Genomic DNA, 22,153 nt, shown 5'->3' on the forward strand with positions numbered 1-22,153 from the left:
AGCCGCTGGTCAGCGGCTGGTCCGCCGCATCAGCAGATCGCGCAGCGCGCGGCTGTGGCGGCGGCTGACGGCGAGTTCCGCGGTGCCGATGCGGACGCTCATGCTGCCGGCGTCCAGGCGCAGTTCGTCGATGCGGCCGAGGGCCACGAGGTGGCGGCGGTGGATGCGGACGAAGCCGCGGGTGCGCCAGCGCTCCTCCAGGGTGGTGAGGGGGACGCGGACGAGGTGGCTGCCGGTGTCGGTGTGCAGCCGGGCGTAGTCGCCCTGGGCCTCGGCGTAGGCGATGTCGTCGACCGGGACGAAGCGGATGACGCCGCCCAGTTCGACGGCTATCTGGTCCTGCGCGGTGTCGTGGACGACGGGTGCCGAGCGGTCCTGGACCTGTTCGGCGACGCGTCGTACGGCCTCGGCGAGGCGTTCGCGGCGGACCGGTTTCAGGACGTAGTCGACGGCCTTGAGGTCGAAGGCGTGCACGGCGAAGCCCTCGTGGGCGGTGACGAAGACGATGAGCGGCGGAGCGGCGAACCCGGCGAGGAGCTGGGCGACGTCGAGGCCGGTCAGCCCGGCCATGTGGATGTCGAGGAAGACCACGTCGATGGCGGACGGGTCGTCGGGCCCCGCGTCGACGGCGCTCCCGATGCGGCGCAGCGCCTCGGTGGCCCCGGTGGCCCCCTCCGCGCTGCGGATGCGGGGGTCGGCGCGCAGGAGGTAGAGCAGTTCCTCCAGGGCGGGTTCTTCGTCGTCGACGGCGAGTACGCGGAGCATGAGGCCGGAGTGTAGGGCGTGCCCCGCGGATCGCGCCCCTACTTGAGCAGCCGGGACAGGCGGCGGTCCGCGAGCGGTTTGCCGCCGGTCTGGCAGGTCGGGCAGTACTGGAGCGAGGAGTCGCTGAAGGAGACCTCGCGGATCGTGTCGCCGCAGACCGGGCATGCCTGGCCGGTGCGCCCGTGGACCCGCATCGCGCTCTTCTTCTCGGCCTTGAGGCGCCCCGCCTCGACGCCGCCGGACCGGGCGACGGCGTCCTCCAGGGTGGTGCGCATGGCTGTGTGGAGGCGGGTGATCTCGTCGTCGGTGAGGTTCGCGGTGAGCTTGAACGGCGACATCTTGGCGACGTGCAGGATCTCGTCGCTGTACGCGTTGCCGATGCCGCCGATGAGCGACTGGTCGCGCAGGGCGCCCTTGATCTGGCGGCGTTCCCCGTCGAGGAGCGCGGCGAACGCGTCCCGGTCGAATTCCGGGCCGAGCGGGTCGGGTCCGAGGCGGGCGATCCCGGGGACCTCGGCCGGGTCGTGCACGAGGTGAACGGCGAGGCGTTTGGTGGTGCCCGCTTCGGTGAGGTCGAAGCCGTCGCCGCCGGTGAGGACGGTACGCAGCGCCAGCGGGCCCTTGCCGGGGCGCGGCGGGGCAGCGGGAAAGGCGTCGTTCCAGCGGAGCCAGCCGGCCCGGGCGAGGTGGGTGACGAGGTGGAGGGGGCCGACGCCGATGTCGAGGAACTTGCCGTGCCGCCGTACGTCGGTGACCGTGCCGCCGTGCAGGGCGGTGAGCGGTGGGTCGTATGTCTTGAGGACGCTGATGGCGACGGGCAGGACGCGGTCGATCTCCTTGCCGACGAGATGGTCGTCGAGGAAGAGCCGCAGGGCTTCGACTTCCGGCAGTTCGGGCATGCTCCCAGCCTGCCGCAGCGGCGCCGGGGACGCCTACCGCAGGCCGTACACCCGTTCGGCGGTGGTGGCGAGCACGGCGGCCCGCTCGTCGTCGCCCAGGTCCTGGATCAGGGTGCGGGCGGTGTCCAGGACCTCGGCGTACGTGGCGGCGAGGCGGCACACCGGCCAGTCCGAGCCGAACATGAGCCGCCCGGGCCCGAAGGCGTCGATGACGGTCTCCGCGTACGGGCGCAGGTCGTCCGGGGTCCAGGCGTCCCAGTCCGCTTCGGTGACGAGTCCGGAGAGCTTGCAGACGGTGTTGGGGAGGGCGGCGAAGGCCCGCAGCTCGTCGGCCCAGGGCCGGGTGTGCCCGGTGGCGATCGGCGGCTTCCCGGCGTGGTCGAGTACGAGGACGAGACCCGGGAGCGCGGCGGCGGCCCGGGTCGCGGCGGGCAGCTGGTGCGGGAGGACCACCAGGTCGTAGACGAGCCCGGCGTCGGCCACGGCGGCCAGACCGCGCAGCACGTCGGGCCGCAGCAGCCACTCGGGGTCGGGTTCGCCCTGGACCTGGTGGCGCAGGCCGACGAGCCGGTCGCCGCCGGGGAGTTCGCGCAGGGCGGCCAGAGTGTCCGCGATGTCCGGGGCCGTGAGGTCGGTCCAGCCGACGACCCCGGCGACCAGGTCGCTGCTCTCGGCGAGCGCCAGGAACTCGGGGGTCTCCTCGGCCGCGGTGACGGTCTGGACGAGCACGGTGGCGCTCACCCCGGCCGCGCGGGCCTCGGGCTCCAGATCGGCGAGGGCGAAGTCGCGGCGCAGGGGGGCCAGCGCCTCACCGGTGATCCAGTCCTGGTCGCGTACCGCGAGGTCCCACACATGGTGGTGGGCGTCCACGATGCGGGGCCGGGCGGTCATCTCACAGCTCCCAGACGACGGGCAGCCCGGCTTCGGCGCCCTCGGCGGAGTAGTCGTGGGCGACGTCGAGCAGGCCGTCCATCCGGGCCTGCCAGGCGACGTTGACGGGCAGTTGCTCCAGCTCGGCGAGGAGGCGTGCGTAGTCGTCGCACTCGATGAGGTGGAAGAGGTCGGTGCCGCTGCGCCAGATCGTCCAGGAGCCGGCGCCTGCCGCCCGGATCGCCCGGGTCAGCTCCGGCGGGACTTCGCGGTGCGCGCTCTCGTACTCCGCGATGCGGTCGGCGCGGACCTTGGTGTGCAGGGCGATGCGCATGTCAGTGTCCGTTCCCGGGCAGCAGGCCCTGGTCGCGCAGGTCGTCCCAGAGGGCGTCCGGGATCTCCCGGTTCAGCTGTACGGCGGCGTCGCGCACCTCGTCCGGGGAGCGGGTGCCGACGAGCACCCCGGCGACGGCCGGGTGGGTGAGCGGGTACCGCAGGGCGGCGGCGCGCAGCGGGACTCCGTGGGCCTCGATGACGCCCTTCAGGTGCAGGGCCCGGTCCAGGAGGTTCAGCGGGGCGGTGGCGTAGTCGTAGGTGGCGCCGGGGCGCGGGTCGGCGAGGAGGCCGGAGTTGAAGACTCCGCCGACGACGACGCTCCGGCCGCGCGCGGCGGCGGCCGGGAGCAGGTCGGTGAGGGCCGACTGGTCGAGGAGGGTGAAGCGGCCGGCGCACAGGACGACGTCCACGTCGGTGTCGCGGACGAAGCGGGTGAGCATCGCGCTCTGGTTCATCCCGGCGCCGATCGCCCCGACGACCCCTTCGGCGCGCAGCCTTTCCAGTTCCGGGTACGCCTCGCGGAAGGCGGGCTCGGCGTGGTCGTCGGGGTCGTGGAGGTAGGCGATGTCGATGCGGTCGAGGCCGAGGCGGTCGAGGCTGTCCTCGATGCTGCGGCGGACGCCGGCCGCGCTGAAGTCCCAGCGTCGGCGGTGCGTGGCGCGTACGGCGAAGCCCTCGGAGAGCCCGTCGGACGCGGCGGTCTCCTCGGGGGGCAGCGGATCGAGGACGCGGCCGACCTTGGTGGAGAGCGTGTACGCGTCGCGGGGTCGGTGGCGCAGGGCCTCCCCGAGGCGGCGTTCGGAGAGACCGAGTCCGTAGTGCGGCGCGGTGTCGAAGTAGCGGATGCCCGCGTCCCAGGCGGCGTCGACGGTGGCCGCCGCCCGTTCCGGTTCCACTTCGCTGAAGAGGTTGCCGATGGCGGCCGCGCCGAAGGAGAGTTCGGTGATCTCGACCGCGCTGCCACCCAGCCTGCCGCGCCGCATAGTGTCGTCGCCCTCCCCGATGATCGCTGCCACACAGCGAATATTCATCGGATCACTTGGGCGCGTCAACACTCCTGCAACCGCCAATTACGGAGATCAGGCCCCGATCTGTCCGATCTATGCCTTGATCAGCTCCGCGAGGAGCGCCTCCAGCTCCTCGTCGGCGCACCGCGCGAGTCCGTCCAGGCCGGGCAGCGCCTTGCCGTCGCCCACGATGCCGATGTGCACGCGCGAGCCGTACGTCGTCAGCGCGACGGCCATCGACTGCCCCCGGGCCAGCGGCGCCATCGGGTACAGGGCGCTCAGCGGGCACCCGGCCAGCGAGAGGCGCGAGCGCGGCAGGGGCACGCTGGTGACCAGGACGTCGAAGAGCATCCGGGCCGCGTTCCCGGCGAGCGGGGCGCCGAAACGGTGGGCCAGCGACGGCAGCTGATCGGCCAGCACGGCGACCGCCCCGGCGCCCCGCAGCGGGCCCGCGGCCTTGTTCCGGTCCATCGCCTCGCGTACCGCGCGCAGCCGCTCCCGGGGGTCCGGCTCCGAGACGGGGAGGTCCAGGAGGTAGGCGGAGAGCCGGTTGCCGGTGGCCACGGCCGCGCCGCCCGGTCGGCGCCGGGAGACCGGGACCAGGGCGCGCGGGTCGTCGCGCGGCGGGGTCTCGCCGCGCTCCAGCATCCAGCGCCGCAGCGCACCGGCCACGACGGCGAGCAGTACGTCGTTCCCGGTGCCCCCGGTCACGCGGCGGACGCGTCGCACGGCGTCCAGGTCGAGGTCGGCCGTGGCGAGCCGCCGGGTCCCGCTGGAGCCGGCCCGGAGCACCGGTGCGCCGCGCGGGTCGAGGCGGCCGGCCCGGACCAGCGAGGCGCCGACCCCGAAGGCGCGGCCCAGGTCCTCGATCCGGCCGAGGGCCAGCCCGGCGACCTGTCGCGGGCCCGGCATCCAGGACCGGGCGGGACCGGGCGCGGCCGGGCGGCGGGGCGGGGGCGGGCGGTCGCGGAGGCGATCTCGTCGAAGATCCCGGCCCCGATGGCGACCGCCCGCATGCCGTCGGCGAGGGCGTGGTGCAGCTTGACGAGCACGGCGAACGGGCCGCCGTCCGGTCCGTCGATGAGGTACATCTCCCAGGGCGGCAGGCCCCTGCGGAGCGGCCGCTCCATCAGCTCTCCGGCGAGCCGGGTGGCGGCCTCCATGAAGCCCGCGCCGCCGGGTGCCGTGGCCTCGGCGGGCAGCCGTACGCGCCGGACGTGCCGGTGCACGTCGAACTCCGGGTCGGTGGACCAGGCCGCGCCGCCGACGGGCAGCAGGACGTCGCGCACCCGCATGCGCAGCCGGGGGATCGCGGCGGCGCGGGCGCCGAGGAGGCCGAGGAGCGCGTCGGGGCCGGGGTCCGCGCCCGGGGGCGGCGCGAAGACGGCGAGCGCGCCGAGGTGCATGGGGTGGGCAGCGGACTCGAGGTGCCAGAAGGCGAGATCGAGGGGTGCCAGTAGTTCAGTGCCCAACGGGTCCTCATGTCGTCGAATGACGGGAGACCGACCAGGTCGCAGTCAATCTCCGGCAGTCCATCACGGTCAAGTACAGACACGTTACGTTCAGTTACGTTCTCATTGCGCGCAACTTCTCGGCCGGACGGGCGAGTACCGGCCGGCTGGTCAGTCGCGTGGCGGAACGACGAATTCGCTCCAGACGCACTTGCCGGTGCCCCGGGACTCGACGCCCCAGGCGTCCGCGAGCTGGTCGACCAGCAGCAGGCCGCGTCCGGAGACCCCCGCCTCGCCCGCTTCCCGGCGGCGCGGCAGGGCGCTCGACCGGTCCTCGACGTCGACCCGGAGCCGCCGCTCGGGACCGGTGAGGACCCGGATCGTGACGATGGCGCCGCCGTCGGTGTGCATCAGGGCGTTGGTGACCAGCTCGTCGGCGGCCAGCTCGACCTCGTCGGCCCGGTCCTTGGCACCCCAGGCCCGGACCGCCGCGCGGATCATGTGGCGGGCCGAGCTGAGCGCCTCGGGGTCGTTCTGGGCGACGTGCTGCTGGAGCCGGCCGCCCGGCTGCGGGGCCTGCGCGGCCTTGCGGCGCAGGAGCAGCAGCGCCACGTCGTCCTCGCCGCCGCGCTCGTCCACGGAGGCGCAGAGGCGGTCGGCGAGCTGATCGAGGTCCTGCGGGCCGTTGGTGACGAGGGCGGTGAGCCGCTGGGTGCCCTCGTCCAGGTCGGCGCCCGGCAGTTCCACCAGTCCGTCGGTGAACAGCACCATGGTCTGGCCGGGGTCCAGCTCGACCGTGCCGACCGGGTATTCGAGCCGGCCGAATTCGGCGGAGAGCCCGAGCGGCAGCCCGCCCTCGGACGGCACCCTGCGGCAGCCGCCGTCGGCGTCGCGGACGAGCGGGTCGACGTGTCCGGCGCGGACCAGCTGGACCACGCCGGTGGTCAGGTCGGCCTCGGCATAGGTGCAGGTCGCGAAGCGGTCGGTGTCGAGTTCGTGCAGGAAGACGGAGGCCCGTGCCATGACCGTGGCGGGGCTGTGCCCCTCGGCGGCGTACGCGCGCAGCACGATGCGGAGCTGGCCCATCACGGCGGCCGCGTGGGTGTCGTGGCCCTGCACGTCCCCGATGACGGCGCCGACCCGGCCGCCGGGCAGCGGGATGACGTCGTACCAGTCGCCGCCGATGTCCCGGCCGAGCCGGGCCGAGCGGTACCGCACGGCGATCTGGGCGCCGGGCACGTCGGGGATCCGGCGCGGCAGCATGGCCTGCTGGAGCCCTTCGGCGAGATCGTGCTCCTGCTCGTAGAGCATGGCGCGCTGGAGGCTCTGGGCGATGGAGCTGCCGAGGGCGAGGAGCAGGTTCCGCTCGTCGGCGGTGAAGCCGTCCTTGCCGCTGTAGAGAAGGCCGAGCGCGCCGATGGGGCGGGCCTGCGCGATCAGCGGGAGGTAGGCGGCGGAGGTGATGCCGAGGTGGCTGATGTACGGCCAGAGGACGGGGTAGGAGGTGGCGAAGTCCTCGGCCGACTCGATGAAGCGGGGGCCGAGCGTGCGGACGACCTCGCTCATCGGGTACTGCTCGTCCGTCCGGGTGTACCGGGTGCCGGGCACGAACGACCCCTCGGGGCCGTCGGCCACCAGATGGATGCGCCCGGCCTCGATGAGCCCCATGACCAGGCTGGTCGCGCCGAGCAGGGCCAGGCCCTCGGAGTTCTTCAGGACCTCGATGACGTCCTTGACGGTACGGGCGTGGGCCAGGGCGGCCGTGGTGGCGTCGACCAGGCTGGTGCGGCGGCGCAGCTCCTCGTCCAGCTCGCGGCGGGCGGCGGACTCGGCCAGCTCCGGGCCGGCGTCCCTGACGATGCCGATGATCCGGCGGGGGCGGCCGCTGTCGTCGCGGCGTACGAAGCCCTGGGTGTGCGCCCAGCGCAGGGTGCCGTCGCGCGACTGGAGGCGGAAGTACGCCCCGTAGGTGCTGCGGCCGCTCTTCAGCGTCTCCGAGACCATGGCGTCCAGCCGGACGCCCTCGTCGGGCGGCACGCGCAGCCCGAGCGTCTCGGGCCGGTTGTCGTACTCCTCGGCCCTCATGTCGAACACGTCGAGGGCCGGCCGGTCCAAGTGCATGAGGCCGCTGTCGAGATCCCAGTCGAAGCTGCCCATTCGGTTCAGGGCGAGGCTGAGATCCGGGTGGGCGGGCCAGTCGTCCGGGAGTGACAGGGCACCCGCTACCCGATCATCCATGTGCGTCACTCTGCCACCATTTGTCCGATTCTTCGACTGAACCGTCCATTTGGTGAACGTGCGATAGGACACATTTACGGAGCGCGCCGGAGGGCCGCATCACAAGGATTCCCGGCTCACCCACGCGGAGGGAGCCCCGAATACCGCCCGGTAACGCCGCCCCGCCCCGAAAGCGAGTCCGAGCAGCGGCTAACGTGTGCGAGGGGTCGACTAAGCCTTGCCTTACCAACCGGCCCCGCTTCTGCTCGCCCGTTCGAAGGAACAGCTCGCCATGACACGCCCCGTCCGCGTCGCCATCGTCGGAGCCGGTCCCGCCGGCATCTACGCGGCGGACGCGCTGCTCAAATCCGACGCGGCCGCCGACCCGGGCGTCTCCATCGACCTCTTCGAGCGGATGCCCGCCCCCTTCGGCCTGATCCGCTACGGCGTGGCGCCCGACCACCCGCGCATCAAGGGCATCGTGCAGGCGCTGCACCAGGTCCTGGACAAGCCGCAGCTGCGCCTGTTCGGCAACGTCGACTACCCGAACGACCTGGACCTCGACGAGCTGCGCACGTTCTACGACGCGGTGATCTTCTCCACCGGCGCCGACGCGGACCGGGCGCTCGACATCCCGGGCCACGACCTGGACGGCTCCTACGGGGCCGCCGACTTCGTCTCCTGGTACGACGGCCACCCGGACGTCCCGCGCACCTGGCCGCTGGAGGCCGAGAAGGTCGCCGTGCTGGGCGTCGGGAACGTGGCCCTGGACGTGGCCCGCATACTCGCGAAGACCGCCGACGAGCTGCTGCCGACCGAGATCCCGGCCAACGTCTACGAGGGCCTGAAGGCGAACAAGGCGCTGGAGGTGCACGTCTTCGGGCGGCGCGGCCCGGCGCAGGCGAAGTTCAGCCCGATGGAGCTGCGCGAGCTGGACCACTCGCCCAACATCGAGGTCATCGTCAACCCCGAGGACATCGACTACGACGAGGGCTCGATCGAGACCCGGCGCGGGAACAAGCAGGCCAACATGGTCGCCTCCACGCTGGAGAACTGGGCGATCCGCGACGTCGGCGACCGGCCGCACAAGCTCTTCCTGCACTTCTTCGAGTCCCCCGTCGAGATCACCGGCGAGGACGGCCGGGTGACCGGTCTGCGCACCGAGCGCACCGAGCTGGACGGGACCGGCAACGTGCGCGGCACCGGCACCTTCCACGACTGGGACGTCCAGAGCGTCTACCGGGCGGTCGGCTACTACTCGCGCGAGCTGCCGAAGCTGCCGTTCGACGTCGCGTCCGGCACCGTCCCGCACGCCGCGGGCCGGGTCCTCGAAGGCGACGAGCCGATGGAGTCGGTGTACGTCACCGGCTGGATCAAGCGCGGCCCGGTCGGCCTGATCGGCCACACCAAGGGCGACGCCAACGAGACGGTCGCCTGCCTCCTGGAGGACCACGCGGCCGGCCGGCTGCCCGCCCCGGCGCGGCCCGAGCCGGAGGCCGTCACCGCCTTCCTGGAGGAGCGCGGCATCCGCTACACCACCCGAGAGGGCTGGTACCGGCTCGACGCGCACGAGCGCGCCCTCGGGGCCGAGCAGGACCGCGAGCGCGTCAAGGTCGTGGAGCGCGAGGCGATGCTGGACGCCTCGGAGGCCGGCCACTGACACCACGGCGACGGCCCCGCACCTCCCGGAAGGGGGGTGCGGGGCCGTCGCCCTGAGGGGGGTCTGCGGGGTCAGCGGCCCTGGAGCGCCTTCACGTTGTCGCCGAAGGTCCAGTTCTTCGAGCCGTCCCAGTTAAGCGACCAGGTCATGAGGCCCTTGAGGCTGTTGCCGTAGTGGTTCCACGCCTGGGAGACGAGGCCGGTCGACATGTAGCCGCCGCCCGCGCCGGGCTGGGCGGGCAGACCGGGGACCTGCTTGTCGTAGGGCACCCGGATCGTGGTGCCCTGGATGGTGAGGCCCTTGTCGAGGCAGTCGGTCTGCGCGGTGAAGCCCTGCACGGTGCCGGCGGAGTACGAGTCGCCGGAGCAGCCGTACATGCTGCCGTTGTAGTACTGCATGTTCAGCCACCAGAGCCGGCCGTTGTCCGCGTACTTCTTGATGATCGGGAGGTACGCGCCCCAGATCGAGCCGTACACGACGCTGCCGCCGGTGACGTAGGCCGTCTCGGGGGCCATGGTCAGGCCGAAGTTGGACGGCATCTTCGCGAGGACGCCGTCGATGATGCGGATCAGGTTGGACTGCGAGGCGGACAGCTGGCTGATGGTACCGGTGCCGGTCAGACCGGTCTCGATGTCGATGTCGATGCCGTCGAAGTTGTACTTCTTCAGGATGGGCACGACCGTGTCCACGAAACGGTCGGCGACGGCGGTGGAGCTGAGGTCGATGCCGGCGGTGGCGCCGCCGATCGACAGGAGGGTGGTGAGCCCGGACGCCTTCGCCCGGCACATCTCGGCAGGGGTCGGCACCTTGACGGTCGAGTCCATCCCGTCCTCCCAGAGGACGGTGCCGTCCGAGCGGATGACCGGGAAGGCCGCGTTGATCACGTTGTAGCCGTGCTGCGGGATGCGGCTGTCGGTGACGGGGATCCAGCCCAGCGGCGGGTGCACCCCGTTGGACGCGCCGTCCCAGTTCTCCCAGTAGCCCTGGAGCACCTTGCCCGCGGGCTTCGACTTGACCGCACAGGTCTCCTCCTGCGCGGAACTCGGCGTCGCGCCGACGAGCATCTGGACGATGCAGGCCGCCGCCAGGCCGACCCCCAGCAGACGTGATGTGCGACCGAACATGGCGGGACCTCTTCCTGGAATGGCATGCCCCTGACAACACGCAAGCGGAATCGTGAACGCCGCCCAACGTAAAGTGGTCCAGACCTTCCGTCAATAGGTCTGGACCAAAGTGGCACCGCTGTGCTTCATGGGGAGGCGTGCGCGTCACGGGACCGCTCGCGCACCCGGTCCGGATACCTCTCGGTGAACCGGACCGCCAGCACCAGCAGGACCACCGGGATGATCCAGTTGAACCAGTCGCGCCCCGACGAGGTGTGCAGCGCGAGGAGTCCCAGCAGGGCGGTGGCCGCGAAGACGGCGCCCCACAGCAGCGTCAGCACCCGGTTGACGTGCCGGAACACCGGCGTCCCCCACACCTCTCGGGGCGTCGACTCACGCGCGTACTGCTCGGTGAACGGGACGAACGCCAGCGAGCCGAGCGCCACCACGGCGATGACGGCGCTGGACAGCACCTGGGCGTACCTCTCGACCCAGTCCAGGTCCTGACGGTCCAGGAAGAGTGCCAGGACGCTCAGCAGCGCGAAGAAGACGATGCCGGTGACCTCCAGGATCTTGAAGGAACCCCGGCGCATGTCCGGCAGGTTCAGCACCACGGCGGCCACCAGGCCGGCCAGAGCGGCGTACTCCCAGGTGCTGGGAGAGGCGACGACGACGAAGATGATCCAGGGCGCGAACGCGAAGAACAGGTTCCCCGTCCGCCGCCCGGAGCGGGTTTCGGACACCGGACACCTCCGAAGGTGTGGCCCGGCGCGGCGATCTGCCGCGTCTTCCATGGTGGGCCCGGGGGCGGCCCTCCGCACTCCGCGACCGCGTTGCGGCGGTCCCGGGCCGGGGCTTGAATGAGGAGTCAGCCCGGCCCCGTCCGGGTGCGCCCTCCACGTCCCGGCAAGGGAGGCCGCCATGGCCGCACATGCCGCACACGCCTTCGACCCGAGCCGGGTCGTCCACCTCTCGGGGCGCTTCGCCCCGGTGACCGAAGAGGTCGACGAGGCGGACCTTGAAGTGTCGGGCGCGCTGCCCGGCGAGCTGGACGGGGTGTTCCTGCGCAACGGCCCCAATCCCCGCTTCACGCCGATCGGTTCGTACCTCTACCCGATCGACGGCGACGGCATGCTGCACGGCGTGTGGATCTCCGGCGGCCGGGCCCGCTACCGCAACCGGTTCGTCCGGACACCCGCCGTGGTGGCCGAGGAGCGGGCCGGGCGGGCGCTCTGGGGCGGCATCGAGTCGATGATCCTGCCGCAGGAGCCGGACGTCGGCCCCGAGCTGGCCGGGACCTTCCGCGACATGCCGGACATCAACGTGGTGCGCCACGCGGGACGGCTCCTGGCGCTCGCCGAGTCCGACTGCCCGTTCCTCATGACGCCCGAGCTGGCGACCGTCGGCAAGGAGACGTTCGGCGGGGCGCTGCCGGCGGGCATCACCGCGCATCCGAAGACGGACCCGGTCACGGGCGAGATGCTGGTCTTCTGCTACGGCCTGGAGCCGCCCTACCTCACCTGGTCCGCGATCGGCCCCCTGGGCGGCGTGCTCCGGGGCCCCACCCCCGTGGACGGGGTCGACGAGCCGATGATGATCCACGACATGGCGATCACCCCGCGCTTCCTGGTGATCGTGCTGGCACCGGTGTTCTTCGACATCGCGGCGGCCATGAACGGCGGCTCGATGATCGACTGGCGCCCCGAACGCGGCACCCGTCTCGCCCTGATCCCGCGCGACGGCGGCCCGGTGCGCTGGGCGTCGGACGACGCCTTCTGGCTGTGGCACACGGTCAACGCGTACGACACCGAGCCCGGCGGCGGCGATGTGGTGCTGGACTACGTGCAGTGGACCCGCCTGTCCATGGGCGCCCCCGCCGAGGGGGCGGAACCCAACCACGCGGGCCTGGTGCGCGCGGTCATCGATCCCGTCGCGGGCACGATGCGCCGGACGGTGCTGGACGACGTCCGGATGGAGCTCCCGCGCACCGACGACCGGCTGATCGGCAGGCGCCACCACCAGCTGGCCGTGGCCTCGGACTCCGGCAGCCTGGATCTGCTGCCCGGCGAGTACGACACGCTGCGCTGGTACGACGGCAACGACCCCTCCGGCCCGCATGTGGCCTGGCGGGCCGGGGACCTGTCGGTGGGCGAGCCGGTCTTCGCCCCCGTCCCGGGCACCGGGCCGGGCGAGGGCGGTTACTGGATGACGTACGCCACCGACCGCACCGACGGGACCAGCTGGCTGCTCGTCATCCCGTCCGAGGACCCGGCGTCGGGCCCGGTGGCCCGGGTCCGCATCCCGGTCCGCGTCCCCCTGGGCCTCCACGGCAACTGGCTGCCCACCGAGGAGTGAAGGCCGCCGACAGGTGAGGGCCGCCGACAGGTGAGGCCCGCCGGGGGTGAGGCCCGCCGCCCCTCACCACCGCCCGGCCGGACCCTCGTCGGCGCCCCGGGGCAGCCGGATGGACGTCGGCGGCTCGTCGGACCCGGGCGGCTCGTCCGGGACCGGCGGCACCTCGGAGGGCTCGTCCGTGGGCTCACCGGTCGGCGTCGGGCAGCGCGTTTCCCCCGGCACCCGGGCGGGTACGCGGCCGGCCACCGCCGGCTCACCGGGTGGTGTGGGCGTCTCCGGTGTGGGTACGCCGGGCGTCGGGCAGTCCTCCGGAGACCGCGACGGCGTGGGCTCCGACGGCTTCTCCGGCCGCTTCGAGGCGGGGGCGGTACGTCGGGGAGCGGGCCGGTGATGTCGGTGTCGGGGGTGTAGGGCGGCGGCTTCTCGGGAACGCGGTCGCCGGTCCCCTCGTCGCCGGCCGGACGGGCGATCCAGCTGTGGTGGGCCAGGTCGGCGATCACCAGCTCCGCCACGGGCCGGGCGGCGGGCTCGACCACGACGGTCCGCGCCGGGTCGAACCCCTCCCACCGCTTCCCCGTCCCGGCCGTCGCGTCACCCGGGCGGTCCGGCGGGTCCAGCGGGTTGCCGCAGGCGCAGCGGACCCGGGGCAGCCCCCGTGCGTCGACCATGACCGCGGTCCCGGCCTGCAACACGGCCTGGTAGGCGGTGACGGAGCCGTCCCGGAAGCCGTGCCCGGTGACCAGGGTGTCGGCGCGCAGCAGGACCGGCGTCAGGCCGCGCAGGAAGCCGGCGACCTTCTCGCGTGCGACGGACACGGTCTGCGCGAACGCCTCTTCCCGCGCCGGGTCCACGGCAAGCATCCGGATCTCCGCCTCCACGTCGCAGGAGGGACGGCGCGTGTTCCGGCGTACAGGCCGGGCGTCGATCCGGTGCGCTTGAGCGCCTGCCCGGGCGTCGACGGGGAGCGGGGTGACCCGGTCGGCACGGCGTCCGGGGGCAGGGCCGGGCCGCCCGCGGTGGAGGCGGTGAAGGGTGCGGTTCCGGGATCGGCCGCGGGCTGGAGGACGAGGTCGGCGGCGTCGGCCGTCCGCGTGGCAGAGCGGCGGGCGGGGGTGCCCCCGGCGCAGCCCGCGCCGAGGAGGAGGCCGGCGCAGAGCAGGGCGGGGACAGTGCGGCGCAGTCGTATGCGTGAGGGCACGGGCGGGTCTCCTGCCTGGTCACCGGTCTCCCGGTCGCTCCCCTCATGTCTGCCGCACTTCCCGGTCCGCCGCAAACGGACGGGGACCGGAGAGATCCGGCGCGCGGCGGGCGCACGGCCGATACTGGTAGCGATGGAGTGGTTCACCGCTGACGGGTACTGGCTCGGCCGGCTGGTCTTCCAGAAGGCCCTCGCCGTCGTCTACCTGACCGCCTTCCTCACCGCGGCGCTCCAGTTCCGGGCGCTGATCGGGGAGCGCGGCATGCTGCCCGCGACCGGGGAGCTGCGGCGTACGTCCTGGCGTAGCGCCCCGGGGCTCTTCCGGCTGCACTACTCCGACCGCTTCTTCGCCGCGGTCGCCTGGACGGGGTGCGCCGTATCCGTCGCGCTGATCGCCGGGGCGGACAACCAGGTGCCGCTGGGGGCCGCGATGGCGCTCTGGGCGGTGCCGTGGCTGCTGTACCTGTCGATCGTGCAGGTGGGCGGCGTCTGGTACGGCTTCGGCTGGGAATCGCTGCTGCTCGAGACGGGATTCCTCGCCGTCTTCCTGGGGAACGCGGGCACGGCGCCACCGGTGCTGGTGCTCTGGCTGCTGCGGTGGCTGCTGTTCCGGGTGGAGTTCGGCGCCGGGCTCATCAAGTGGCGCGGCGACGCCTGCTGGCGGAACCTCACCTGTCTGGACTTCCACCACGAGACGCAGCCGATGCCGGGCCCGCTGAGCTGGTTCTTCCACCATCTCCCCCGGCCCGTGCACCGGGTCGAGGTGGCGGCCAACCATGTGACCCAGCTGCTCGTCCCGGTGCTGCTGTTCACCCCGCAGCCGGTGGCGAGCGCGGCGGCCGGGCTGATGATCGTCACGCAGTTGTGGCTGGTGCTCTCGGGGAACTTCGCCTGGTTGAACTGGCTGACCATCACGCTCGCGCTGCCGGCCATCGACTGGTCGCCGGTGGCCGAACCGCCCGCCCAGCGGGGGGCGCCCGTCTGGTACGAGGTGGTGGTCATCGCGGTCACCGCGCTGATCCTGGTCCTCAGCTGTCGTCCGGCCCGCAATCTGGTCTCGCGCCGCCAGGTGATGAACCGGTCCTTCGACCCGCTGCGCCTGGTCAACACGTACGGCGCGTTCGGCAGTATCAGCCGGGTCCGCCTCGAAGTGGTGGTCGAGGGCACGGACGACGCGGTGGTGCGTCCGGGCACGGTGTGGAAGGAGTACGGCTTCCGGGGCAAACCGGGAGATCCGCGCCGGATGCCGCGCCAGTTCGCCCCGTACCATCTGCGGCTCGACTGGATGATGTGGTTCGCGGCGCTCTCCCCCGCGTACGCGAGGTCCTGGTTCGGGCCGTTCGTGGAGCGGCTGCTGGAGAACGACCGGGACACGCTGCGGCTGCTGCGGCACAACCCGTTCCCGGACGCCCCGCCCGCGCAGGTGCGGGCCAGGGTCTTCCGCTACCGGTTCACCACCTGGTCCGAACTGCGGGCCACCGGCTGCTGGTGGCACCGCACGCTCGTCCGCGATTTCCTGCGTCCGACCAGGGCGTGAGCGGCTACTTCCCGCTCTCGCGGGCCCGCAGCAGCCGGCTGATCTGCTCGACCAGTTCGTCGTCGCTCGCCACCCGCCGCTCGGAGGCCAGCGCGCCCAGGCGCTCGGCGGTCCGGAAGTCGTACGCGCGCTCCGCCTCCTCGCCCGGGACGTTGGCGTACTCCTCCCCCGCCCGGAAGCCGACGGTCAGGTCGACGGCCTTGGCGATGAGCCAGGTCAGGATGAACGAGAACGCGATCACGGACACGATCGCGACGAGCTGTTTGCCCAGGAGGCCCCAACCGCCGCCGTAGAACAGGCCCTCCTTGCCGCTGATGCGCGCCGTGGCGAAGAGGCCGACCATGACCAGGCCGATGAGTCCGCCGACGCCGTGCACCCCGACCACGTCGAGCGTGTCGTCCACGTTGAAGCGGAACTTGAGGGTGACCGCGTACGCGCTCACCGCCCCGACGACCAGTCCCGTGACCACCGCGCCCAGCGTGTTGATCTCGCCGCACGCCGGGGTGATGGCGACCATGCCCGCGACGGCCGACGACACCACGCCCATGGTGGTCACCCGGCCCGTGCGCCACTTCTCGACCAGCGGCCAGGTCACCATGGCGCCCGCCGCGCCGAGCTGCGTGTTGATGAAGGCGGCCGCGGCCGTGCCCTGATCGGTGAGTGCGGAGCCCGAGTTGAAGCCGAACCAGCCGAACCACAGCAGCCCGACGCCGACGACCACGAGCGGGATGTTGTTGGGGCGTTCCTCGCGGCGGGCGAAGTCGCGGGGTGCGCGCAGCACGAGGGCGACGGCGAGCCCGGCGACACCGGAGTTGAGTTCCACCGGCAGGCCGCCGGCGAAGTCGAGGGCGCCGAGGTGCTTCACGATCCAGCCGTCCTTGTCGAACACCCAGTGCGCGATGGGGATGTAGACGAGGAGCAGCCAGAGCACCACGAAGACGAGCCAGCCCCGCATCGTGGCGCGGTCGGCGATGGAGCCGCTGATCAGCGCCACGGTGATGACGGCGAAGCCCATCTGGAAGGTGCTGTAGATGTACGTGGGGATGGCGCCGGTCAGCGTGTTGAGTTCGATGCCCTTCATGAAGACGTGGTCGAGGTTGCCGATGAGTCCGGCGCCGCCGACGTCCGGCCCGAACGCCAGGGTGTACCCGAGGACCCACCAGACGAGGGTGCCGAAGGCCAGCGCGGCGAAGCTCATCTTGATCATCATGAGCACATGCCGGGTGCGCACCATGCCGCCGTAGAAGAACGCGAGTCCGGGCGTCATCAGCAGGACCATGGCGGTGGCGGCGAGCAGCCAGGCGGTGTCCCCGGAGTCGTACGCGGCCGGCATGGGCGCGGGAGCGGTGATCATCGGCGGTACCTCGTGTAGGGAGGGTCGGGGCGGGGAAGTGCTACGGCTTGCGCAGGTCGGGCGGCGGGTGGCCGGTCAGCAGTCGGCGTACGGCGTGCCAGGCGGCCCGGTGCGCCTCCGCGACCCGGACCGGGCTGTCGTCGAGCAGCCGCACCCACGCCCCGCAGTCCCGGGGCAGCACGCTCACGCCGTACAGGACGCCGAGCCCGGCCAGCGCCTCGTGCAGGGTGTCGGCGAGCCCGGCGGCGGGAACGCGGTCGGTCACCACGAACAGCGAGGCGACGTGGTCGTGCCCGGCGAAGACCCCGGGCCCGAGCACTCCGCTCCCCGGCTGCCCCGGCGCCAGGCGGAGGGTGTCGATGGCGAGGAGGGTGCCGTCGGGCCGGCTGACGCGGAGGTCGGTGGCGAGCATCCGGTACGCGTGGCGCTCGCCCCGGGCGAGCCGGCCGGCGGTGAGGGTGTCGCCCACGAGGACGGTGGCGCCGGGCGCGACGGTGACCTCGGTGCGCTGGTAGAACCGCGCGTCCCGGAACGGGATGAGCGGGTCGGGGAGGTATTCGACGTAGCTGCCGGCCTCGGCGGTGAGGTGGAAGCGCTGGCTCGCGTAGTCGTGCTCCATCCGGAAGACCTTGGTCGCGGCCTGGGTCGTCAGGTGGACCTGGGTGCCGGGGCCGCAGTGGAAGTCCATCCGGTAGCGGTCGGCCTGGGCGATGCCGCCGCCGGTCGCCATCAGGTACACGTAACTCATGCCGGGCTGCGCGGGGTCGATCCACAGCGGGCGCATGATCTGGAGCGGGGTCTTCTGGTAGCGCCCGACGAGTTCGGTGCGCCCGCCCCGCACGGCGAAGGCGAGGTCGAGGATGCCCACCTTGGCCGGGGAGCCGGGCGCCAGGGTGTCCGGGACGGAGGCCAGGGCCGCCACGTCCGGGGGGACGCGGACGGGGGCGTAGTACTCCTCGGTGAGCCGGGCCTTCGGCCGCCGCGGGGCGAGCGGCATGTCAGATCAGCACCTTGCGGCGCGATTCGAGGTAGCCGGCGATCTCGTCCACGCCCACGCCGGTCAGGCAGTCGGTGAGGACGACGGGGCGGTCGCCCCGCACCCGGTGGGCGTCGGACTCCATGACGCCGATGTCCGTACGCACGTACTGCGCGATGTCGATCTTGTTGATGACCAGCAGGTCGGAGTCGGTGATGCCCGGTCCGCGCTTGCGGGGCATCTTCTCGCCCTCCGCGGTGTCGAGCACGAAGAGGAAGAGGTCGACCAGGGCGGGGCTGAACGTCAGGGTGAGGTTGTCGCCGCCGGACTCGTACAGGAGCGTGTCGGTGTCCGGGAAGCGCTCCAGCATCTCCGCGCCGGCCGCGAGGTTCATCGTCGGGTCGTCGCGTACGGCGGTGTGCGGGCAGGCGCCCGTCTCGACGCCGACGACGCGCTCGGGTTCGAGGACACCGGCCAGGGTGCGGCGGACGTGCTGGGCGTCCTCCTGGGTGTAGATGTCGTTGGTGATGACGGCGGGGCGGTGGCCTCGTGCGATCAGGACCGGGACCAGCGCCTCGATGAGCGCCGTCTTGCCGGAACCGACGGGTCCGCCGATGCCGACCCTGAGTACGTTGTCGTCCATGGTGCTCCTCGGGGTGTCGTGGTGGGTGGTGCTCAGCTGGCGAAGAGGCGGGCCTCGGCCCGTTCATGACGGCCCGACATGACGTCGGAGGCGAAGACGGTGGCGCCGATGTCGTCCAGCTCCCCGCGCAGCGCCGCGTCGACGGTGGTCTCGATCACGGGCGCGGCGCCCCTGAGCAGGGTCTGCGCCGTACGGTGGTCGGTCAGCCGGAGCCGCAGGGCGGCGCCCGCGAAGCTGACGCAGAACGCGAACAGGTCGGCGGCGACCGCCTGCCGGACCGGGACGCCGGTCGCCGCGTACACGATCCCGGCGGCCACCGCCTGGGTGCCGGGGGCCTCGCGGCGCACGACCCGCTCGTAGTAGTCGCCGATCTCCGGGCGGCCGAAGACCTCGTGGCCCAGGTCCAGGAGCTGCCGTCCGGTCCGGGTGGCGGCCTGGCGCATCTCCCGGCCCAGCTTCGTGGCGAACAGGTGCTCGTCGGTCCGGACCACGGTCTCCGGGTCGCCCGCCGCGGTCGCCCGGTGGGCGAGGGCGAGCGCGGTGGCGTCGGCCGGCCCGACGCCGTGCAGCAGCAGGTCCGCCAGCAGCGCCGGCAGGCTCTCCGGGTCCACGGCACCCGCCTGGGCGTAGCCCTCCAGACTGTGCGAGAGGGTGTAGAAGCCGCTCGGGAACGCCGAGTCGGTCAGCTGGAGGCTGACCAGCAGCGGTCCGAGGCCGGTGGCCGCCGTGGTTCCCGCCGGGCCGGGGTCGCCCGCGATGTCGCCCTCCTTGCGGTACATCGGCCCTAGACCAGGAAGTAGAGGTGGTTCAGGGGCAGCGTCTCGGCCGGGTCGATGGTGGCGACCTTGCCGTTGAGCGTGACCTTGAACGTCTCCGGGTCGACCTGGACGTCGGGCAGGGCATCGTTGCGGATCATGTTGTGCTTGCCGATCGTGCGGGTACGGCGCACCGGGAGCACCTGGCGCTCCAGGCCGAGTTCGGCCGGCACTCCGGCGGCGATGCCCGCCTGCGACATGAACGTGGCGTGGGTGGCCGGGAGCGCCTTGCCGTACTGCCCGAACATCGGCCGGTAGATCACCGGTTGCGGGGTGGGCAGGGAGGCGTTGGGGTCGCCCATCTGCGCCCAGGAGACGATGCCGCCCTTGATGATCATCTTCGGCTTGGCGGCGAAGGAGTGGATGGGCCACAGCACGATGTCGGCGAGCTTGCCCTTCTCGATCGAGCCCACGTAGTCGGAGATCCCGGAGGCGATGGCGGGGTTGATGGTGACCTTGGCGAGGTAGCGCAGCACCCGCTGGTTGTCGTTGCGCTCCGAGTCGCCCTCCAGGATTCCCAGCTTGTCCTTGCAGTGGTGCGCGGTCTGGAAGGCCCGGGTGACGGACTCGCCGATGCGGCCCATGGCCTGGGAGTCGGAGGAGAACATGCTGATCACGCCGAGGTCGTGCAGCACGGACTCGGCGGCGATGGTCTCGGCCCGCACCCGGCTGTCGGCGAACGACACGTCCTCGGGGATGTCGCGGCTCAGGTGGTGGCAGACCATGACCATGTCGAGGAGTTCGTCCACCGAGTTCCGGGTGTACGGCAGCGTCGGGTTGGTGGAGGACGGCAGGACGTTCGGTTCGCCGGTGACGCGGAGGATGTCGGGGGCGTGGCCGCCGCCCGCGCCCTCGCTGTGGAAGGTGTGGATGGCCCTGCCGTCGATGGCGGAGCGGGTGTCCTCGAAGAACCCGCTCTCGTTGAGGCTGTCGGTGTGGATGGACACCTGGACGTCGTGGGCGTCGGCGACGGTCAGCGCGTTGTCGATGACGGCCGGGGTCGCGCCCCAGTCCTCGTGCACCTTGAGTCCGCAGGCGCCCGCGGTGACCTGCTCGTTGAGGGCCTCGGGCAGGCTTCCGTTGCCCTTCGCCATGATGCCGAGGTTGACGGGGAACGCCTCGGCGGCCTGGAGCAGCTTGCCGATGTTGTACGGGCCCGGGGTGCAGGTCGTCCCGTTGGAGCCGTCTGTCGGGCCGGTACCGCCGCCGATGAGCGTGGTGATGCCGTTGGTCAGCGCCTGTTCGGCCTGTTGCGGGGCGATGAGGTGCACATGGGTGTCGATGGCGCCCGCGGTGGCGATCAGGTGCTCGCCCGCGATGGCCTCCGTGCCGGGGCCGACGACCAGGTCCGGGTCGACGTTGTTCTGCGTCTGCGGGTTGCCGGACTTGCCGATGCCGACGATGAAGCCGTCCTTGATGCCGATGTCGCACTTGACGACGCCGACCATGGGGTCGATGACCACCACGTTGGTGATCACGGTGTCGAGCGCGCCCTGGGCGGCGGTGGCCTGCGGGTCGGAGGCCATGCCGTCGCGCATGGTCTTGCCGCCGCCGTAGACGACCTCGTCGCCGTAGAGGCCCTCGCTGTAGTCCTTCTCGACCTCGACGACGAGGTTGGTGTCGGCGAGGTGGAAGCGGTCACCGACCGTCGGGCCGAACATGTCGGTGTACTGCTTGCGCGGCAGGATGGGCATCAGCGCGACCCCTTCTTCTTGTCCTTGCCGGACTTCGCGGGCTTGGCGGGCCGGTCCGCCTTGGAGGACTTCGCGGCCTTCGAGGGTTTCGCGGCCTCGGCGGGCCGAGCGGCCTCGGCCCCCTGGAAGCCGCGTTCGATGGCCCGGCGGACGGCTTCGACGCGGGCGGGGTGGGAGGAGAGGCTGCCGTTGAGCAGCCCGCTGAAGCCGGTGAGCCGGCCGGTTCCGGCGTACGCGCACAGCTCGACCTCGCGCGTCCCGCCGGGCTCGAACCGTACGGAGGTGCCGGCTGCGATGTTGAGGTGCATGCCGAGGGTCGCCTCGCGGTCGAACGAGAGCGCCGAGTTGACCTCGAAGAAGTGGTAGTGCGATCCGATCTGGACGGCCCGGTCGCCGGTGTTGCTCACGGTGACCTTGAGCGTGCGGCGGCCCGCGTTGAGCTCGATCGGGCCGTCTCCGTACAGGTACTGCTGACGGAACGTCATGCGATGCTCCTGATGCCTCGGTCCGCTTCGGCGGCGGACGGGTGGTGGTGATGCCGGTGCGCGTCCCCCGGGCCGTGGTCGTGGGGATGGCCGTGCGCGTGGCCGTGGCCCTCCCCGGCGGGTGGGTGTGCGCGTGGCCGTGGTGGTCGGCGGCGGCGAGCCCGGCGGTGATGCCGTCGTCGCCGTGCTCGCGCAGCCGCCGGTGCGCTTCGGTCGCGCGCTCGGCCAGCACCCGCCGCAGCGCGGGGACCGGCACGAGGGGCCCGGCGTCCGTCACCGGCACCGGCTGCGCGCCGACCGGCCCGGCCGCCGTGAACGACGCGGGCAGCAGCGCCACGCGCTCCGCGCCCAGCAGCCCGCAGCGCCGGACGCCTTCGGCCGGGTCCGGGTCGCCGCCGTCGAAGGCGACCTCGACCAGCGAGTGGCGCCCGTAGCGGCGGACGAGCGCGGCGACGCGGTACAGCTCGGCGTCCTCGAACGGGTCGCCGGAGGGGGCGGTGACGAGGAGCGCCGCGTCCGCGGGTGCCCGGCCGGCCGCCGCGCGCAGCCAGGCGACGAGGTGCTGGGCGGTGCCGAAGGGCTCGGCGAGCAGCACGGCTCCGGGGCCGGCGACGGGGACGGCGCGCAGGGTGCGCGCGGTGTCCGCGACGAGTCCGGGGTCGCGGCCCAGCGTCATCGGGACGACCACGGCGGGCTCGCCCCGGCGCTGGTGCGCGGCGACGGCGCGGAAGAGCGCGCGGCCGTTGGGGACGACGCTCACGTCCGGGCCGAGCAGGCCCTCCAGCGCT

18 protein-coding genes and 2 pseudogenes are annotated in these 22,153 nt (G+C 72.5%); 3 read left to right on the forward strand and 17 right to left on the reverse strand.

The features are described 5' to 3' along the window. Positions 1–9 precede the first annotated feature (9 nt). The 7 genes and pseudogenes from NEH16_RS02530 to NEH16_RS02560 all read right to left on the reverse strand — a co-directional run bounded on the left by NEH16_RS02530 (position 10) and on the right by NEH16_RS02560 (position 7,566). Positions 10–765, reverse strand: coding sequence for a LytR/AlgR family response regulator transcription factor (locus tag NEH16_RS02530; protein ID WP_073967249.1), 756 nt, complete (start codon positions 763–765; stop codon positions 10–12). A 38-nt stretch (positions 766–803) separates the two neighbouring features. Then, on the reverse strand, positions 804–1,664 hold the full coding sequence (locus tag NEH16_RS02535) for an Fpg/Nei family DNA glycosylase (RefSeq protein ID WP_265538867.1): 861 nt from the start codon (positions 1,662–1,664) through the stop codon (positions 804–806). 33 nt (positions 1,665–1,697) lie between these two features. Beyond that, positions 1,698–2,555, reverse strand: a complete 858-nt coding sequence (locus NEH16_RS02540; RefSeq protein WP_265538869.1) for an amidohydrolase family protein — start codon at positions 2,553–2,555, stop codon at positions 1,698–1,700. A 1-nt stretch (position 2,556) separates the two neighbouring features. Beyond that, positions 2,557–2,868 carry an L-rhamnose mutarotase gene (locus NEH16_RS02545; protein WP_073967252.1) on the reverse strand — a complete coding sequence of 104 codons (312 nt, stop codon included), beginning with the start codon at positions 2,866–2,868 and terminating at the stop codon, positions 2,557–2,559. A 1-nt stretch (position 2,869) separates the two neighbouring features. Beyond that, positions 2,870–3,853 carry an aldo/keto reductase gene (locus NEH16_RS02550; RefSeq protein ID WP_265547034.1) on the reverse strand — a complete coding sequence of 328 codons (984 nt, stop codon included), beginning with the start codon at positions 3,851–3,853 and terminating at the stop codon, positions 2,870–2,872. A gap of 117 nt (positions 3,854–3,970) precedes the next feature. Next, a pseudogene (locus NEH16_RS02555) lies at positions 3,971–5,349 on the reverse strand (wax ester/triacylglycerol synthase family O-acyltransferase). Positions 5,350–5,499: 150 nt separating this feature from the next. Continuing rightward, the gene (locus NEH16_RS02560) at positions 5,500–7,566 is read right to left on the reverse strand and encodes a SpoIIE family protein phosphatase (RefSeq protein ID WP_265538871.1); all 2,067 of its coding nucleotides are present in this window, start codon (positions 7,564–7,566) and stop codon (positions 5,500–5,502) included. A gap of 271 nt (positions 7,567–7,837) precedes the next feature. On the opposite strand from NEH16_RS02560, the gene NEH16_RS02565 reads away from it, so the two are divergent. Next, positions 7,838–9,205 carry an FAD-dependent oxidoreductase gene (locus NEH16_RS02565; protein WP_265538872.1) on the forward strand — a complete coding sequence of 456 codons (1,368 nt, stop codon included), beginning with the start codon at positions 7,838–7,840 and terminating at the stop codon, positions 9,203–9,205. Between the two features lie 71 nt (positions 9,206–9,276). On the opposite strand, the gene NEH16_RS02570 is transcribed toward NEH16_RS02565, so the two are convergent. Together NEH16_RS02570 and NEH16_RS02575 are read right to left on the reverse strand one after the other, a co-directional pair. Next, positions 9,277–10,329, reverse strand: a complete 1,053-nt coding sequence (locus NEH16_RS02570) for a chitinase (RefSeq protein WP_265538873.1) — start codon at positions 10,327–10,329, stop codon at positions 9,277–9,279. Between the two features lie 125 nt (positions 10,330–10,454). Next, positions 10,455–11,051, reverse strand: a complete 597-nt coding sequence (locus NEH16_RS02575; RefSeq protein WP_265538874.1) for a hypothetical protein — start codon at positions 11,049–11,051, stop codon at positions 10,455–10,457. Positions 11,052–11,229: 178 nt separating this feature from the next. Here NEH16_RS02575 and NEH16_RS02580 point away from each other — a divergent pair, with 178 nt between their 5' ends. Continuing rightward, positions 11,230–12,663, forward strand: a complete 1,434-nt coding sequence (locus NEH16_RS02580; RefSeq protein WP_265538875.1) for a carotenoid oxygenase family protein — start codon at positions 11,230–11,232, stop codon at positions 12,661–12,663. 63 nt (positions 12,664–12,726) lie between these two features. Here NEH16_RS02580 and NEH16_RS02585 read toward each other — a convergent pair whose 3' ends face one another. Both NEH16_RS02585 and NEH16_RS33600 read right to left on the reverse strand, forming a co-directional pair. Next, entirely contained in the window at positions 12,727–12,909 is a 183-nt protein-coding gene (locus tag NEH16_RS02585; protein ID WP_265538876.1) for a hypothetical protein, read from the reverse strand. Between the two features lie 266 nt (positions 12,910–13,175). Next, positions 13,176–13,523: pseudogene (locus NEH16_RS33600) on the reverse strand (DUF6777 domain-containing protein); the annotation flags it as partial. Positions 13,524–13,994: 471 nt separating this feature from the next. Here NEH16_RS33600 and NEH16_RS02590 point away from each other — a divergent pair. Further along, positions 13,995–15,398, forward strand: coding sequence for a lipase maturation factor family protein (locus tag NEH16_RS02590; protein WP_265538877.1), 1,404 nt, complete (start codon positions 13,995–13,997; stop codon positions 15,396–15,398). 4 nt (positions 15,399–15,402) lie between these two features. On the opposite strand, the gene NEH16_RS02595 is transcribed toward NEH16_RS02590, so the two are convergent. The 6 genes from NEH16_RS02595 to NEH16_RS02620 are packed head-to-tail and all read right to left on the reverse strand — an operon-like array spanning position 15,403 to position 21,365. Next, on the reverse strand, positions 15,403–16,752 hold the full coding sequence (locus NEH16_RS02595) for an ammonium transporter (RefSeq protein ID WP_265538878.1): 1,350 nt from the start codon (positions 16,750–16,752) through the stop codon (positions 15,403–15,405). A gap of 40 nt (positions 16,753–16,792) precedes the next feature. Further along, positions 16,793–17,749, reverse strand: a complete 957-nt coding sequence (locus NEH16_RS02600; protein WP_265538879.1) for an urease accessory protein UreD — start codon at positions 17,747–17,749, stop codon at positions 16,793–16,795. A gap of 1 nt (position 17,750) precedes the next feature. Further along, the gene (gene ureG, locus NEH16_RS02605; protein WP_018523069.1) at positions 17,751–18,371 is read right to left on the reverse strand and encodes an urease accessory protein UreG; all 621 of its coding nucleotides are present in this window, start codon (positions 18,369–18,371) and stop codon (positions 17,751–17,753) included. 32 nt (positions 18,372–18,403) lie between these two features. Then, on the reverse strand, positions 18,404–19,150 hold the full coding sequence (locus NEH16_RS02610) for an urease accessory protein UreF (protein ID WP_265538880.1): 747 nt from the start codon (positions 19,148–19,150) through the stop codon (positions 18,404–18,406). 5 nt (positions 19,151–19,155) lie between these two features. Continuing rightward, positions 19,156–20,880, reverse strand: coding sequence for an urease subunit alpha (gene ureC, locus NEH16_RS02615; protein ID WP_265538881.1), 1,725 nt, complete (start codon positions 20,878–20,880; stop codon positions 19,156–19,158). Continuing rightward, positions 20,880–21,365 carry an urease subunit beta gene (locus NEH16_RS02620; protein WP_265538882.1) on the reverse strand — a complete coding sequence of 162 codons (486 nt, stop codon included), beginning with the start codon at positions 21,363–21,365 and terminating at the stop codon, positions 20,880–20,882. Before NEH16_RS02620 ends, ureC begins: the two co-directional genes overlap by 1 nt. Positions 21,366–22,153 lie beyond the last annotated feature (788 nt).

It is taken from the genome of Streptomyces drozdowiczii (assembly GCF_026167665.1).
GTDB lineage: Bacteria > Actinomycetota > Actinomycetes > Streptomycetales > Streptomycetaceae > Streptomyces > Streptomyces drozdowiczii_A.